20 protein-coding genes and 1 tRNA gene are annotated in these 15,150 nt (G+C 42.3%); 15 read left to right on the forward strand and 6 right to left on the reverse strand.

Annotated features, from left to right (window positions below; translation table 11 throughout):
* The first annotated feature begins 9 nt into the window (after positions 1 to 9).
* The gene (locus tag ACXHJ2_RS07140; RefSeq protein WP_013371960.1) at positions 10 to 225 is read left to right on the forward strand and encodes a hypothetical protein; all 216 of its coding nucleotides are present in this window, start codon (positions 10 to 12) and stop codon (positions 223 to 225) included.
* A 71-nt stretch (positions 226 to 296) separates the two neighbouring features.
* Here ACXHJ2_RS07140 and ACXHJ2_RS07145 read toward each other — a convergent pair whose 3' ends face one another.
* Both ACXHJ2_RS07145 and ACXHJ2_RS07150 read right to left on the reverse strand, forming a co-directional pair.
* Positions 297 to 1,328, reverse strand: coding sequence for a glycosyl hydrolase (locus ACXHJ2_RS07145; protein ID WP_165079616.1), 1,032 nt, complete (start codon positions 1,326 to 1,328; stop codon positions 297 to 299).
* Between the two features lie 30 nt (positions 1,329 to 1,358).
* Positions 1,359 to 1,637 (reverse strand): hypothetical protein, encoded by a 279-nt coding sequence (locus tag ACXHJ2_RS07150; RefSeq protein WP_040103358.1) that lies wholly within the window; start codon positions 1,635 to 1,637, stop codon positions 1,359 to 1,361.
* A 353-nt stretch (positions 1,638 to 1,990) separates the two neighbouring features.
* Here ACXHJ2_RS07150 and ACXHJ2_RS07155 point away from each other — a divergent pair, with 353 nt between their 5' ends.
* The 3 genes from ACXHJ2_RS07155 (at position 1,991) to ACXHJ2_RS07165 (ending at position 2,788) form a co-directional block, all read left to right on the forward strand.
* Positions 1,991 to 2,173 (forward strand): hypothetical protein, encoded by a 183-nt coding sequence (locus ACXHJ2_RS07155; RefSeq protein ID WP_165079617.1) that lies wholly within the window; start codon positions 1,991 to 1,993, stop codon positions 2,171 to 2,173.
* A gap of 40 nt (positions 2,174 to 2,213) precedes the next feature.
* The gene (locus ACXHJ2_RS07160) at positions 2,214 to 2,540 is read left to right on the forward strand and encodes a YnfA family protein (protein ID WP_013371956.1); all 327 of its coding nucleotides are present in this window, start codon (positions 2,214 to 2,216) and stop codon (positions 2,538 to 2,540) included.
* Positions 2,541 to 2,635: 95 nt separating this feature from the next.
* The gene (locus ACXHJ2_RS07165) at positions 2,636 to 2,788 is read left to right on the forward strand and encodes a hypothetical protein (protein WP_019688000.1); all 153 of its coding nucleotides are present in this window, start codon (positions 2,636 to 2,638) and stop codon (positions 2,786 to 2,788) included.
* Positions 2,789 to 2,820: 32 nt separating this feature from the next.
* Here ACXHJ2_RS07165 and ACXHJ2_RS07170 read toward each other — a convergent pair whose 3' ends face one another.
* The gene (locus tag ACXHJ2_RS07170; protein WP_165079618.1) at positions 2,821 to 3,012 is read right to left on the reverse strand and encodes a hypothetical protein; all 192 of its coding nucleotides are present in this window, start codon (positions 3,010 to 3,012) and stop codon (positions 2,821 to 2,823) included.
* A 126-nt stretch (positions 3,013 to 3,138) separates the two neighbouring features.
* Positions 3,139 to 3,297, reverse strand: coding sequence for a hypothetical protein (locus ACXHJ2_RS07175; RefSeq protein WP_013371953.1), 159 nt, complete (start codon positions 3,295 to 3,297; stop codon positions 3,139 to 3,141).
* Between the two features lie 249 nt (positions 3,298 to 3,546).
* Here ACXHJ2_RS07175 and ACXHJ2_RS07180 point away from each other — a divergent pair.
* The 3 genes from ACXHJ2_RS07180 to ACXHJ2_RS07190 all read left to right on the forward strand — a co-directional run bounded on the left by ACXHJ2_RS07180 (position 3,547) and on the right by ACXHJ2_RS07190 (position 5,231).
* A tRNA-Leu gene (locus ACXHJ2_RS07180) sits at positions 3,547 to 3,632 on the forward strand.
* 700 nt (positions 3,633 to 4,332) lie between these two features.
* A complete protein-coding gene (locus tag ACXHJ2_RS07185; protein WP_165079619.1) occupies positions 4,333 to 4,728 on the forward strand; it encodes a hypothetical protein in 396 nt (131 codons plus the stop codon).
* A 173-nt stretch (positions 4,729 to 4,901) separates the two neighbouring features.
* Entirely contained in the window at positions 4,902 to 5,231 is a 330-nt protein-coding gene (locus ACXHJ2_RS07190) for a YolD-like family protein (RefSeq protein ID WP_165079620.1), read from the forward strand.
* Between the two features lie 206 nt (positions 5,232 to 5,437).
* On the opposite strand, the gene cysK is transcribed toward ACXHJ2_RS07190, so the two are convergent.
* Positions 5,438 to 6,379, reverse strand: coding sequence for a cysteine synthase A (gene cysK / locus ACXHJ2_RS07195; RefSeq protein ID WP_013371947.1), 942 nt, complete (start codon positions 6,377 to 6,379; stop codon positions 5,438 to 5,440).
* 830 nt (positions 6,380 to 7,209) lie between these two features.
* Positions 7,210 to 7,764 carry a carbohydrate binding domain-containing protein gene (locus tag ACXHJ2_RS07200; RefSeq protein WP_013371945.1) on the reverse strand — a complete coding sequence of 185 codons (555 nt, stop codon included), beginning with the start codon at positions 7,762 to 7,764 and terminating at the stop codon, positions 7,210 to 7,212.
* Between the two features lie 476 nt (positions 7,765 to 8,240).
* On the opposite strand from ACXHJ2_RS07200, the gene ACXHJ2_RS07205 reads away from it, so the two are divergent.
* The 8 genes from ACXHJ2_RS07205 to ACXHJ2_RS07240 all read left to right on the forward strand — a co-directional run bounded on the left by ACXHJ2_RS07205 (position 8,241) and on the right by ACXHJ2_RS07240 (position 14,918).
* A complete protein-coding gene (locus tag ACXHJ2_RS07205) occupies positions 8,241 to 8,876 on the forward strand; it encodes an MBL fold metallo-hydrolase (protein WP_040103360.1) in 636 nt (211 codons plus the stop codon).
* Between the two features lie 318 nt (positions 8,877 to 9,194).
* Positions 9,195 to 9,725 carry an antiterminator LoaP gene (gene loaP, locus ACXHJ2_RS07210; protein ID WP_230493796.1) on the forward strand — a complete coding sequence of 177 codons (531 nt, stop codon included), beginning with the start codon at positions 9,195 to 9,197 and terminating at the stop codon, positions 9,723 to 9,725.
* Positions 9,726 to 9,828: 103 nt separating this feature from the next.
* Positions 9,829 to 10,596: a 4'-phosphopantetheinyl transferase family protein gene (locus ACXHJ2_RS07215; RefSeq protein WP_235329922.1), complete on the forward strand. Its 768-nt coding sequence runs from the start codon at positions 9,829 to 9,831 to the stop codon at positions 10,594 to 10,596.
* Between the two features lie 25 nt (positions 10,597 to 10,621).
* A complete protein-coding gene (locus ACXHJ2_RS07220; RefSeq protein ID WP_013371940.1) occupies positions 10,622 to 10,861 on the forward strand; it encodes an acyl carrier protein in 240 nt (79 codons plus the stop codon).
* Complete coding sequence (locus ACXHJ2_RS07225; protein ID WP_040103362.1) at positions 10,839 to 12,086, forward strand: beta-ketoacyl synthase N-terminal-like domain-containing protein; 1,248 nt, start codon at positions 10,839 to 10,841, stop codon at positions 12,084 to 12,086. Before ACXHJ2_RS07220 ends, ACXHJ2_RS07225 begins: the two co-directional genes overlap by 23 nt.
* 15 nt (positions 12,087 to 12,101) lie before the next feature.
* The gene (locus ACXHJ2_RS07230; protein ID WP_165079621.1) at positions 12,102 to 13,364 is read left to right on the forward strand and encodes a hydroxymethylglutaryl-CoA synthase family protein; all 1,263 of its coding nucleotides are present in this window, start codon (positions 12,102 to 12,104) and stop codon (positions 13,362 to 13,364) included.
* A complete protein-coding gene (locus ACXHJ2_RS07235) occupies positions 13,361 to 14,122 on the forward strand; it encodes an enoyl-CoA hydratase/isomerase (protein WP_165079622.1) in 762 nt (253 codons plus the stop codon). The genes ACXHJ2_RS07230 and ACXHJ2_RS07235 overlap by 4 nt, the downstream gene beginning before the upstream one ends.
* Before the next feature lie 46 nt (positions 14,123 to 14,168).
* On the forward strand, positions 14,169 to 14,918 hold the full coding sequence (locus ACXHJ2_RS07240) for a polyketide synthase (protein ID WP_064962171.1): 750 nt from the start codon (positions 14,169 to 14,171) through the stop codon (positions 14,916 to 14,918).
* The last annotated feature ends 232 nt before the right edge of the window (positions 14,919 to 15,150 follow it).

Here is a 15,150-nt window from a genome sequence, read left to right on the forward strand (position 1 = left end):
GGAGATTTGATGTTGGTACATGGTAAAACGCGTAGGGGCAACTTGTACATCCATATGTCCAGCGGTTTTCACAAGATCGGGGATTTTCGGGAAGAATATTCCGTAGCACCAGGTGATCGGCTGATGTCTAGATTAACCAAGCGGATCTACACCATTGTATCTGTACATCTTGGTGAAGAGGCATATGCCGATCTTGATCTTGAAGAGGTAATTAGAAATAGTTAGGGAGCTTCATTTGGATTGGGTAGAAAAAAGCTTGCACTTCGCTCTAGGAGCAAAGTGCAAGCTTTTTTCTTTCAGCGGAGGGACTCATGGAGAAGATCGCGTGTGATAATATTATTTTGGTTCATAAAATGTCTGATGACTGCCTGCGAATTGGTTGCCGACAGTTCCTTTCCCCATGTCATGGCATAGGCCCAGGCTGGCTGATTCTGTAGCACCTTCGCACTCGGCAGAATATCACTTTCTCCGATTCCCATAGGCTTGCCCTGCGCAAGCTTTAGCAATTCAGTGTAGTAGGAGGACCTGTAATCATTATTATAGATATCGGCTGCAAGCACATCTACCCGGTTAATGCCTGGAAAGGACAGACTATAGGGAGTGCTATAAGCGTTCGGAGCATTGGGACTCCAGACCCACAATAGGTTATCTAAATGATGGACATGTACGAACCGATCATACATTAGATCCCACAGCTTAGCGTAATTTTGTTTGTTCCCCCACCAAAACCAGTTACCATTCATTTCATGATAGGGTCTCCATAAAACTGGCACATCCGCATCCCGTAAGGTCTTAAGGGACAGAGCCGCCTCGTCCAAATCAGCGATGAGTTGCTTATATTGTGGGGTACCCGGCGTGACGTAACGATTAAATTCAGCTTGAGTAATTTTTGCTTGTACGTTTTTCCACGTTTTTGGTTTGCCCGGTAACGCCTGATGAAAGGTGATAGCTACGATTCCGCCGTCCCGACTCCATTGAATAGCGCTATTCACAACACGCTGACGTTGCTCTCGTAAGGCAGTACGGGATTGATTAGCCAACCCTCCAAACTCATAGCCGTGAAGTCCCGCGTATTGTCCGCTGATTTGTTGCAGCTTGTTATTTTGTTCATCCGGTGCCTCTAAGTAATCGTGCTGTCCGGAAATTAGCATATCATCCGGCACATTAGTTAGGTAGGCAAGTAATTGCCTGGCTTTGGCAGAGGCATGAGCATTAATTGGCGGGGCGGCATCAGCAACAATGAACGATTGTTGAGAGCCGCTAAAGAGTAAAACAAGCATTAGCAGTAGCACCCTCTGTAACCAAAAGCGTGTTGAGTGAGATTTCATGGCGCTCCTCCTTTGATGCCGGTAATGGGGTTAGTATTTTTCTTTTTGTTTTCTAAGCTGTATGTAGGCGCTAATCATGATCACTACTAGACTAATCATGGTCCACCCATTGAGTTCCTGCAAGTGTATCCAGTTGTCCCACACAAGGAAGCCTGATATAAAGACAAGCAAACCCACTGTAAGGTACATTTTGGTTTGTGCTGGACGCTTGGTACGTTTAGAAACCCAATGTATGATGCCTAGAATAAGGGCTGCCTGAAATAAAAATATACCCATTATCATTAAACTAGCTATAAAAATAGGGGACATCCGTTTCCTCCTCCTAGATCTACAAACAGAATATGCAGGTTTTAAGCGGATGTGGATTCTTGGATGTAAGTTTCATTATAAATGGAGTAACCAGTTGCGCCCTGATACGATCCTGAACAAGTTGACTAAATTATACCATAACTACCGTCCTGCAATGAAAGGCGTCTAAATACCCACTCTTCCTTAATTCGTCATCATACTTTATATTCAGTGAAATATCGACATGTTGGTTTGTACACTACATACATATGAAGCTTCATTCGGAAGTTGCATTGAATTATAGGCATAATTGCAACGCGAAATCGACGGAAAAGTTTGGTATGATTAAAGTGGATTGCAAAGGAGGCCTTCATATGAATGAAGAACACAGACCATTTTCTAGTCCGGTAGATGCTGAGGGAACCAAAGCAAACTTTGATGCCAATCAGCGGAAGCTTCACTCCGAGGGAGCTTCAAGCCTGTGGTGTCAGGTCAGTAATCTGCTTATTCTGGTTGGCGTAATTGCATTGATTATTATTATAGATCGATTACTATAATGAGATGACTGAAAAGTAAGAAAGTTTAGGACGTGATACGTTGTTAAAGGCAGCTTTACTTTTTATTTTGGCAGGCATCGCTGAAATCGGAGGTGGATATCTGATCTGGCAATGGCTGCGAGAAGGCAAGACATGGTATGTCGGACTTTGCGGCGGAGTGATTTTAGCTGTCTATGGAGTCATTGCTACCTTTCAGGTTTTCTCCTCCTTTGGGCGTGTATATGCAGCATACGGGGGTGTCTTTATTGTTCTTTCCATTGCATGGGGCTGGTGGATTGATAAAAAGACACCTGACTTGTACGATTTCATTGGTGGATTGATTTGTTTGGTAGGTATAGCTGTAATTCTGTTGCCGCGCTCAGGGTGATAGGACAAAAACCCCTTTTTTATTTTCAAAAACATGACTATAGGTCTACAAAAATAAGCTTCATATTCCGAAATAGAACTTAAGGAGGGGGTTCTATGAACTGGAATCAAATGAAGCTTAGATTGAAATTTGGCAGTGCTATGCCGAAGAGTGAAGGTAATTTCTCTTTTGGTCTCTTGTGTGGACTCTTCATCAGCATTGTATTGTGGATCTCGATTATTGGCTGGATCATGCTTATCTTCAAGTGATACTTAATAACCTGTGACCTATAATTCATGCTTTATTTGGTAAAGTCATTACGTAGCTTATCTATTCCACGGTCTACGGCTTCATCAATCATATCGGTAGCTGCAGGTGAATCGGCATCAGGGTCAGGAATCCGATCAAATCCTGGTTCACGCGTATCCAGAGATTGTTTATATTCGATTTGATCGTCAGTAAGACTCTTTTTTTCGGAGTTATGTTTTTTCATAGCACATTACACGCTCCTTCTTAGGCATGATTCAGTTCTACACTTTACATAAACGCTTATGCTCCATATTAAACGCTTATAAAATAAACCGGGAAGGATAAATCCCGCCCGGTACTTTCCAAACAACTAGCGATGCTCAATCAAATCAATCGCTCCCAGAACAACATGAGCCAGTCCGAAACCGAGAATGCCTGTAGCTGCAAGTTTGTACTTACTGCTCAGCAACACAGCGCCTGAAGCCGATACTACCGTCCCAAGAACAGTTGGAATCATACCTTCACGCATTCGTAACACCCCTTCTGGTGGTTTGGAAAGACATTTATTAGTGTAGTTCAAATGTGCACAAGTTATACAAAAAGAGATTTTTTATTATTTTTTTAAAAAAACACTTTACAATTTGATAAAATTGTCGTATTATAAGTTGGTGCCCGGTTGAACGACATTTACATAGCGAGAACACTTCTTAATAAGTAAGCTTCTCAGATACTTGTAAGACAAGAACAAGTAAGTGTAAAATAGCGTTCCTAAATACTTGCCGGGGTGGCGGAATTGGCAGACGCACAGGACTTAAAATCCTGCGGTAGGTGACTACCGTACCGGTTCGATCCCGGTCCTCGGCATATCAGTTTTGTTGCATGAAACCCTTGATATTCAAGGGTTTTTTGCTTTTTTAGTAATTGAGACCATAACACTCATATCACAGGGAGCGAGCGCCTTTTCGCTTTTGGGGACGGATTGGGGACGAACTTTTGGATCGAAGACGTCAAGGTGTGCTGTCGTTTTACGACGGAGCTTCTTGGTGACGTGAGCATAGTTATCTGAAGTCACCTGAGATGTGGAGTGGAATGTTGCGATCGATGTTGAAGCTCCTTGATGGATGTTCCCTGACCCAGCAAATACGTTGCATTTGTATGGCGGAGACCATGAAGTGATGCATTACGGAAGTCGTGCCCCTCACACTTGTTTTTCCACTGCTGGGATGGCGTTTTATGGTAATAGGTTTCCCTGTACCTGAGTGAAAAATAAAGTTCCGATCCCCGCCTTCTTCATATCCCATTTGCCTTTGCCTCAAACCTTAGTTTACGCATGTTTTTAACATGGACGACCAGTTCCTCCATATACCATTAAGGCATATCTACATAATCGTTAGGTGCTTTATTCTTAGTATCTGTAATGTCCGCCTGGCCATTTTGGATAATAGTGCGAAAGATGTAATCACAATTTATAGCGATAACGGTAAGGACACTATTAATTACCGAGTAAATGTGAAAAAGCGTTGGTTTAAGTCTATGTGGAATTTTAAATAAAGAGGAGAAAACAATGGCTATTCTTAAAGACAAAAATGAAGAAGGAACATGGGTTGAATTTACATTCAAATATCATATCCCAGGTGAACGTGAAGGTTGTCAGCTCAATTTCAAATACTCTAAAACAAATAGAAAGGTATATGATTTGGATTTTGGGTGGACCAATATCACACTTAAGAATTATATTGAAGCAACCTCGCAATTTCCCGTAGAAAGTTTGAATGGATTCTACTCCTCATTCGAGAAAGACCTTTATGAGTTAAGCTGGGAAAAACTTGACTCGGGTACTCTATATCAGCTGAATTTTTACGGTTCCCAACAAGACTTCTTCCTTTTTGCTACTAAAGAAGCAATAAGACAGTTTGGCGCCGATTTACAGACGGATTGGGATCTGGCTCCGTTGCATTAAACTTAAAATTAAGGCTCGCTGGATAAGTGGCAAGTCTTTTTCTGTCGTTAAAGGAATACTACGCCAATCCAGCAAATGCCTATTCTGAGGTGAATAGCATGAACCATACATATAAAGTGTTAAAGTCGGATGTAGAACTATTCGCTGCTGCATTAAGCCATTAAGAGTATACGTTGTTCAGTGAAGGTAATGGCTTGTGGGAAAGCAGTCGGATTATCATACCAGAACACAAGGAAGTGTACTTAAAACTCATGAAAGACCGTCAGCGGGGAGGCAAGCCGGAACTTGACGATCAGGAAGCCCAGTTGATCGAGCAAGCGCTTATAGAGTCCTACAACACATGTCAACCTATAACATTGGTGGTTTTTAGCCCGTTCGATGACGAAGAACTCACAGGTGTAATCACGTCTATAAATACTGCTCGTAGGGAAGTAAAACTGTTTCGTGGCGAGGATAATTTTAGTTTGATCAAGTTGGAGGGTATCATTTCAGCAAGTATCTAGCAAAAATCTAAGAGGAGTAAATATTCTACTGACGTTATCCAACAAACAAGAAATGTTTTTATCCGCCTTACCTACGAAAATTCAAATTGAAGTCTTTCTAGGAGCATTTGATGCTAGTGTTTTAGCTAATTAACTAAAAAAAGAAAAATCCTATATGTGGCTGGAAAATTAACAAAAGAGGCAGGGGGATCCCTGCCTTCGGAGTTTTATAATTCTACGTCTGAGAAAAGCGGAGTGGACAAATAACGCTCACCTGTATCAGGTAATATGACCACGATCATCTTGCCTTTGTTTTCTGGAAGTTTCGCAATTTGTGTTGCTGCATAAACCGCAGCCCCAGAAGAAATACCAACAAGCAGCCCTTCTGTTTTGGCAAGCAGGCGAGCAGTTTCAAACGCATCTTCGTTTTTAACTTTAAAAACCTCATCTACATATTCTTCATTAAAGTTATTTGGAATGAAACCAGCACCGAGTCCTTGTAGTTGATGTGAACCTGGAGTACCGCCAGACAGCACTGGTGAATCGAACGGTTCGACGGCTATCACTTTTACAGAAGGTTTTCGTTCCTTCAATGCCTGTCCAACGCCCGAAATAGTTCCACCTGTACCTACGCCCGCGATAAAAATATCTACACCGCCGTCCGTATCATCCCAGATTTCCACAGCTGTAGTTTTGCGATGAATTTCTGGATTGGCAGGATTGCTAAACTGCTGTGGTATGAAAGAGTTTGGTGTTTCGGCAGCCAAGAGCTCAGCACGCTTGATAGCGCCTCTCATCCCCTCGGTTCCCGGTGTTAACACAAGCTCAGCACCGAACGCAGTCAAAAGCTTGCGACGTTCGATACTAAACGTTTCAGGAAGTGTAATTATAAGTTTGTATCCAAGAGCCGCAGCCGCAAATGCAAGTCCGATTCCAGTATTGCCACTTGTCGGCTCGATAATAATGGAGTCTTTATTGATTAAGCCTTTCTCCTCAGCGTCTTTAATCATAGCATATCCAATGCGGTCCTTAACGCTACCAGCCGGATTGAGATATTCCAACTTTGCTACCACGTTTGCCTCAATATTTTGGATTTGGCTATAGTTTAACAGTGCTAACAAAGGAGTATTTCCAATTAACTCTGTCAACTTTTGGTGAATTTTAGTCAAAATTATCCCTCCAAACAATTAATTCATATCTACTTACTGTAACATACATATTATCACGAATTTTTCTTCATAACCATGTCCTGTTAATTCATAGTGAGGAGCAGGAACGGATGGAACAGTTTAAGCCTAAGGTGCTATTCATAAAAAAATAGACCAAGTTTATTCAGAACCAAGAGAGTCATTAAGAATGTATACGGTGTATCATTTTTTAATTTCAGAATAATTATCACGGTTCATAATAAACTGGCTTTTTCCCAGGATGCGTTGAAGGATAGAAATCAGATTAAAATGTACAATAAATGATAGTGGCATGAGGTAGGACAACACATACGGCAAAAGATACTACCCGCTAATCTAGTGGTCGGCGGATAATGATTTTGTATTTAATAGAAGGCAAAAAGAGCAGTAAGGAATTAATCCTTCTGCTCTTTTTATTGGGGACAGACTCTAGTGTTTTGTATAGATTACAGTCCAAATGAGAACATATACGGACATATAAAAGCCTTGAGAATACTGGCTTGTGGAACTGTGTGCCACTACAGTGTATTAAAAACTCATAACATAAAATCCTGCGATAGGTGATTACCGTACCGGTTCAATCCTGGTCCTCGGCATTTCATGTTTTATCTCGATCTCATCAGTGTTAATCGGATGAAAATAACGCTAGGTCCTGTGTAGCTGTAATGGAGCAATCCGTAAGTACACAGGACCAACGAAGCTTCTTACCGTTAGTATGCGGAGGAGGCGTTGTTATTTTGGTAAATTACATGCTATAAAAATCCAGTTTAGTTTTGTGTTTTGTAAGGATAATTATGCCACCAAGTGATTTGTTATCTTAATCTGGATATTGATACATCATCCAAAAGAATGGTGGCAAAAGCATCCTGCGCTGTAACACGGAACACTAAATCTCTAGAGACTGTCCCCGAATTCCCTGAGATTGAGAAGGTACGGGAGACTCTCTCATATTGTGATGAAGGTAGCGAGTTTAGCTGAATTGTGTAGGTTTGCTCTCCTAGACTAATTTGAAGCCGACCGCCAAAAGGCCTGATCAAATTACGTACCCAGAAGGTCACACGGTATCTTCTTCCTCTACTCAGATCGGAAATCGTTTGTCTAAGCGAGACGCTGTGCCCCGGGTTAGCTGAGATTCTGACGGCTTGATTGCCACTGTGCGGGTTGGTTCTGGTAATAAAGATTTGACCTGTCACGTTGCTGACGTTTGCAATCCAAGGTGTCAAATCTTGATCTTCAAAGCCACCGTTTCTAACAACAGCCTGGGTAGGCAAAATTTTTTTCTTCTTCAATGTGTGAGATTGTATAGGGGATCTATTCATCCCTCTACGGACAGTAGTTGTACTTTTTCCAGCTTTTTTAGGTTTCATTTAAACAACTCTCTTTCCGTAAAAAATGTATTTTGTATTAGTAGTTTATGAAAGTGTGAATAATAGTGTTCATATTAAGAGAAACCAAAAATACCGTCGTAGGGCGGTATTTTTTTGGTTACGTAATACTGGGCCTTACGACCTTTTCAGTGCAGCTTTTTCGACTTTAAAGTGCAAAATCTTGTAACAGAGAGTCAAAGCCCTTCTATTGCATAAGTTGCTATAATCGTTGGTACAGCAACTTTTTACAGAGAGACCATCGGAGACAAGAATGATCCCGAAAAGCGCAGGAATGCTTGTTATTCAGGGACTCTTAGCAAAGATTGCAGCATAGGAAACGCGTAGTGATGCAGATCAATTCAGCCGCATTTGAACAGTGAATTTTACGCACAAATTTTGATTTGGCCATGGAAGGTGGGTTCAGTAAAGCTGATATGAGTCTGACATACCATATGGAACAGTTAAGAGTCCGTTTTATGAATTTTATTAACTATGTATATATTGTAATGGATAAAAAAACAGGAGACATTGCCATTGTCGATCCGTCATGGGATATATTAAAAATAGAGTCATATCTTCGACAGTTGAATGGTAATCTAAGAGCCATTTTATTAACCCATTCACATTTAGATCATGTTAATTTGGTAAATCCGCTCCTGGAAAAGTATAGACCGCACGTATTCATGTCAATACAAGAAATCGATTATTACCATTTTAGATGTAAAAATTTACATCCTATTAAAGATGGGGACTTTATCAAACTTGGAGAAACAGAAATTATAAGTCTTCTGACCCCTGGGCATACCATGGGAAGTGTGTGCTATCTTTTATCCAATCACTTATTTACGGGGGATACCATTTTCATTGAAGGTTGTGGATTTTGTGATCCGAATGGAGGAGATCCGAAAGACTTATATCATAGCGTTCAAAAAATAAAGCGAGAGGTTGATAGCTCCATTCAAATTTATCCTGCTCATTCATATGGTAAAGCACCTGGTTTCCCACTCAGTCACCTTATGGATGAAAATATTTATTTTCAATTTACGAGTATGAAACCGTTTATTAATTTCAGAATGCGTCCCAACCAAAAAGGTCTATTCAATTTCAAATGAGTTGGTAAAAAGGGTGAGTTCTAAAGGGGGATAGGGCATCCACCCCCCTAAAGATAGACTGGGGTGTTGCCAAAATGGCAATTGACACTGTTTGGGCAGAGGATTATAATGGAATTATACTATTCCATTTATATGATTATATGAAAAATAAAGGAACTTGTTTGCGGTTAATCGCTGGCGGGTCACGTTAACCACTGATGAGGGACATATCGTGAGAGATTGTAGCTTATCAATCAGGATAAGTGAAAGGGCGAAGCTATGCATATACTGGCAGCGGACATTATAGGAGTTGATTTTGGCAGTATGTTTTGTTAGGAGATGAGCGGAGTGAATTGGTATGTGCTTTTTGTGCGAACGGGTAGGGAAGAAAGGGTTAAACAACTTTTTAATAAGTGGTTTGATTCTGAAGTTTACAAACCATTTATACCGATCCAAGAGAGACTTTTTAAAGTAGCAGGAACAGTCAAGAAAGAATTAGCACCTTTGTTCCCCAGTTATGTATTTATTGAGTCCAACTTACCTGACTTGCAGTTCGTAACAAGTACAAATTCAATGATTTATACTTCCAGTGATATCATTCGTTTATTGAGATATTCGAAGTTAGAAGCCTCCATGCGAGATTGCGAGAGACAAGTTTTAGAGAGTTTATGCAATGATAGATATTGTATAGAATGCTCAACTGGAATTATTGAAGGAGACAATATACGTATCATAGAAGGACCACTTAAAGGAAGAAGCAGCATAGTTAAGAAGATAGACAGGCATAAAAGACAGGCGGTTATTCAGTTAGAATTTATGGGTGATATCAGACTAGTGAACGTAGCTTTAGAAATTATTAGTAAAGTTTAAATAGAACAATTGTGAGAATATTTTTCTCCATGTGGAAGCTTTCAGAGCCCTTAAGGGATTTGAAGGTTTTTTTTGGTTTGGGCTTTCCTGTTCATAGGGGGATATGCATGTGGTCTTGTATACGGAACAGCTCATATTGACGCGGGAAGATACTGTGATGAAGGCGGCTGTAAGTTTTGTACATGCAGTTTGTCATGCCGGTGCTTCTCTCGATCCAGAGATTTTTCATTCAGATGAATGTAGCTACTTTGAGAGCCTGCTATTCCAGCGCCGAAAATCCAACTTTCTGCTCGGCAGGCTAAGTGCTAAACAAGCAGCATCGTTGCTGTTGAGTGAGTCGAACTTGAGCAACATAAGCGTGGAGACAGGTGTTTTCGGCCAGCCCTTGCTTCGAACTACCGGCGCCCCTGGATACCAAGTGAGCATCGCCCACTGTGATGATATTGGGACCGCTGTTGTTTTTCCAGAAGCGCATCCTATGGGGGTTGATATTGAGAGGATAAGTCCTAACCGAAATAAGACCATGGAAAGCCAGTTGACGATGGAAGAAAGGGAAAGAATCGTAGCCGTTCGGGGAGTAGAGGAGTACTCTGTTTTATTGACGGTTTCTTGGACGGTAAAGGAGGCGATTTCGAAAATATTGCGCACCGGTTTTGCAGCATCATTGCAAGTGCTTGAAATTAACGAGATCAGATTTAAAAGTGGATGCTTTCAGAGTACATTTTCGCACTTTCCACAATATGCTGCCCAGTCGTATCGGTTGGGTAACTACATCTTTACTATTGTAGCGCCAAGGAAGACGGAATGGAGTATGAATATGTCTCGATTGTATGAGCAATTTAATTCGATTTTTCATCCAAGCTGTTTGTAGATAATCCAATTTTAGGAGGGTAAACATGCGTAAAGAAGAAGTGTTTGAACTCGTTAAAGGTTGTATTTGTGAAGTGCTCCCGGAATTAAATGATCACCAGTTCCAGTATGACGATCGCTTGGTAGATTTGGGTGCGGATTCGGTAGATCGAGCCGAAATTGTAATGAAGACTATGGAAGCATTATCTCTTAATATCCCGCGCGTTGAGTTATCTGGCGTGAAAAATATAGGAGAATTGGCAGATGCGCTCTATGCCAAATTATAAACAGCCTGAGTTAGTTATTACGGGCATTGGTGTTACTTCGGCGATTGGTCAGGGGAAGACGGCCTTTGCTTCGGCATTATTCAAAGGGCAACATGCATTTGGAGTTATGCAACGTCCCGGCAGAGAAGGAGAAGCTTCATTTATAGGTGCGGAGCTGCCATCTCTATCTTATCCGGAGTCCATATCCAAACGAATGTTACGAACCGCATCATTTTCAGGACAGGTGGCAATGGTTACCCTTCAAGAAGCCTGGGATGATGCTAAACTGGATCACGTCGACCCTAGCCGCATTGGGCTCGTGATTGGAGGATCTAATTTTCAGCAACGGGAATTATTTCAGACCTATGAGGCTTATCGGGAAAAAATGCACTTTGTACCTCCAACCTATGGGCTTTCCTTTATGGATACTGATTTATGCGGACTATGTACCGAGCAATTCAGCATTCAAGGGTTAGCGTATACTGTCGGAGGGGCTTCCGCAAGCGGACAAGTCGCCATCATTCAAGCGATTGAGGCAATTCAAGCAAATCGGGTTGATGTGTGCATTGCGATGGGGGCGTTGATGGATATTTCGTATTTGGAATGCCAGGCGTTGCGATCCTTGGGGGCCATGGGAAGCGACCGATACGCTAATGAACCGGCAAAGGCTTGTCGCCCCTTTGATCAGATGCGCGACGGGTTCATATATGGGGAATCTTGCGGAGTTATCGTCATTGAGCGGTCAGATTTTGCAATGAAGCGTCAGGGGAAATCCTATGCAAAGCTTACAGGCTGGGACATGGGGATGGATCGGAATCGAAATCCCAATCCCTCTTATGAAGGCGAGGTTCAGGTGATTAAACGGGCCTTGAAGAAAGCGAAGCTGCAGCCGGAAAAGATTGATTATATTAATCCCCACGGGACAGGCTCAGTCGTTGGGGACGAGATCGAAATAAAGGCAATACAGGATTGCAATTTATCGCACGCTTACATCAATGCAACCAAATCCATTATCGGTCATGGCCTGAGCGCGGCTGGAACGGTTGAAATTATTGCTACTCTTTTACAAATGAAGGAGTCGAAACTTCATCCTACGCGTAATTTGGAGAAGCCTATCGGAGTGGATTGCAACTGGGTGAAAAATGAGCCCATTCCAGCAGTTATTCATAATACTATGAACCTAAGCATGGGGTTTGGCGGAATCAATACTGCCATTTGTATGCAAAAGTGTGAGTCGGGTATTTAAGAAGGGGGGAGCGTTATGGTATTGGTAGGAATAGAGGCGATGAACGTTTTTGGGGGCTCAGCCTATCTGGATGTCATGCAATTAGCGCAGCACAGACAGTTGGACCCTGCGAGATTTGAAAATTTATTAATGAAAGAAAAGGCTGTTGCTCTGCCTTATGAAGATCCGGTTACCTTCGGAGTCAATGCGGCAAAACCGCTGGTGGACGCCCTCTCTGAAGCGGAAAAAAACCGCATCGAAATGCTTATAACCTGTACAGAATCAGGCATTGATTTTGGTAAATCAATCAGTACATATATTCACCACTATTTGGGACTGAATCGGAATTGCAGGCTATTTGAACTCAAGCAAGCCTGTTATTCGGGGACTGCCGGATTCCAAATGGCGGTGAATTTTATTTTATCCCAGGTCTCGCCAGGGGCCAAAGCGCTTGTCATTGCCAGTGATATCTCACGATTTATTGCCGCTGAAGGCGGGGATGTTTTGAGTGAGGATTGGTCTTACGCTGAACCAAGCGGAGGGGCAGGAGCTGTGGCTATGCTCATTAGTGAAAATCCTCATATATTCCAAGTTGATGCGGGTGCTAATGGATATTATGGCTATGAGGTGATGGATACTTGCCGGCCGATACCAGATAGCGAGGCCGGAGATGCGGACTTGTCTTTAATGTCCTATCTGGACTGTTGCGAGCAAGCATTTCTGGAATACCAGAAACGGGTAAAAGGGGTGGATTATAAAGATACCTTCCAGTATCTTTCCTTCCATACCCCATTCGGTGGAATGGTAAAAGGAGCGCATCGAACAATGATGCGAAGGATGACTCAGGCCAAACCGAATGAGATTGAGGCGGATTATTTACAACGTGTCAAGCCAGGATTGGAGTATTGCCAACGAGTCGGCAATATTATGGGTGCGACCTTGTACCTGTCCTTGGCAGGCACGATTGATAAGGGCACATTTGATTCTCCGAAGCGGATTGGTTGTTTTTCCTATGGATCAGGCTGCTGCTCAGAATTTTATAGCGGTGTGGTCATGCCGCAAGGCCAAGAGTATCTGCGTCGTTTTGAGATCGAGCGTAATTTGGATGATCGCTATCAATTATCCATGGATGAATATGAATCCTTGCTGAAAGGCAGCGATGCTGTACGCTTTGGAACCCGCAACACCAAACTGGATTTTCAATTGGTTTCGGGAGTGATTGATTCCGGGAAAGGGAGACAGCGGTTATATCTGGAAGAAATTTATGAATTCCACCGCAAATATCGGTGGGAATCATGAATTATCAAACGATTCAGGTTCGGTTCCAAGATTCGATTTGTTATTTACGGTTTTACCGACCGGAGGCAAATAACACGATTAATAACATCCTCATTGAGGAATGCATGCACGTGCTTGCACTGTGTGAGGAATCGGTTACGATCGTCGTTTTGGAAGGTCTGCCGGAGGTGTTCTGTCTTGGAGCGGATTTTCAAGGAATGTACGAAAACATGGCAAATAAACATGAGCATGCCCAGAATCCCGAACCTCTGTATGATCTGTGGTTAAAACTGGCGACGGGGCCCTATATCACGATTTCTCATGTGCGAGGAAAGGCAAACGCTGGCGGTATCGGATTTATTGCTGCCAGCGACATTGTGATAGCAGATCAGACAGCACAGTTTAGTCTGTCGGAATTGTTATTTGGGCTTTTCCCTGCTTGTGTTCTGCCCTTTTTAGTACGCAGAATTGGATTCCAAAAAGCGAATTATTTGACATTAATGACACAGCCAGTTATGGTTCAACAGGCCCTTTCATGGGGATTGGTTGATGTGTATGATGCACAGAGCGATACGGTGCTGCGCAAGCATTTATTACGTCTTAGACGATTGTCCAAAACGGGTATTTTACGCTACAAGCGCTTTATGGACGAACTCAGCGATTTACGTCAGTGCAAACCACTGGCGTTGGCTTCCAATCAAGAGGTGTTTTCAGACGCTCAAAATCTTAAGGGCATTTTCCGGTATGTCGAAACAGGTCAATTTCCGTGGATGGACTGATGGGCGTTTGCCACAAGACGGGATGCTTAGGGGGAAGTAGATCATCATGTCACAATCTGTGGTTGAGTTACTTGAGATCGAGCGAGGGATTATTCAAGTAACAATGCAAGATAGAGTTCATAAAAATACATTTACACTTGAAATGACTCATGGACTTAGAGAAGCGTTCCATACGATCCAGGATGACTCGACCTGCAAAGTCGTAATTCTAACAGGGTATGACAACTACTTTGCCACTGGTGGGACGCAAGAAGGACTATTGGCTATACATGAAGGAACATCGAAGTTTACTGATGAAAATATTTACTCTCTGGCATTGAACTGCAAAGTTCCAGTGATAGCTGCCATGCAGGGACATGCGGTTGGTGGGGGCTTTGTCATGGGGCTATTTTCTGATTTCGTAATCCTGAGCAAGGAAAGTATGTACACGACTAATTTTATGAGATATGGATTCACACCGGGAATGGGTGCGACGTTCATTATTCCCCAAAAACTGGGGTTCAGCCTGGGAGAAGAATTACTGTTAAATGGGGGGAATTACCGAGGTGCAGAACTGGAGAAGCGGGGAGTGCCGTTTCCAGTTCTGCCTCGCAAAGAAGTGATGAGCTATGGGTTGGACCTTGCTAGACAGCTTGCCGAGAAACCCAGATTTTCATTAATCACGTTAAAGGATCATCTGGTTGCTCCACTCCGAGCTCAGCTTCCCAAAATCGTAGAACAAGAGCTGATTATGCATGAGAAGACCTTTCATCAAGCCGAGGTTAAAGAACGAATTATCAACCTGTTTGGAAAATAACAATTTTTTATAGATTAATTTATCGAGATTTGTTGAACGCCTTTTACGGTTGTTCATGGGAATCTGGAAACGAGTGTGAAAGGGGCACATAGCCTTTCTCATCACTCGTTTTTTCTTTGCTACTTTCGATTAGGCAACGCTTCAAACGTGAAACAGTAGTTCAAAATAGACATCGTGAAGCATTTAGCTCATGTTGTATTTAAATTTTGTGTTTTGAGGAGTTGGTGGATGA

Source organism: Paenibacillus sp. ALE3, assembly GCF_054113405.1.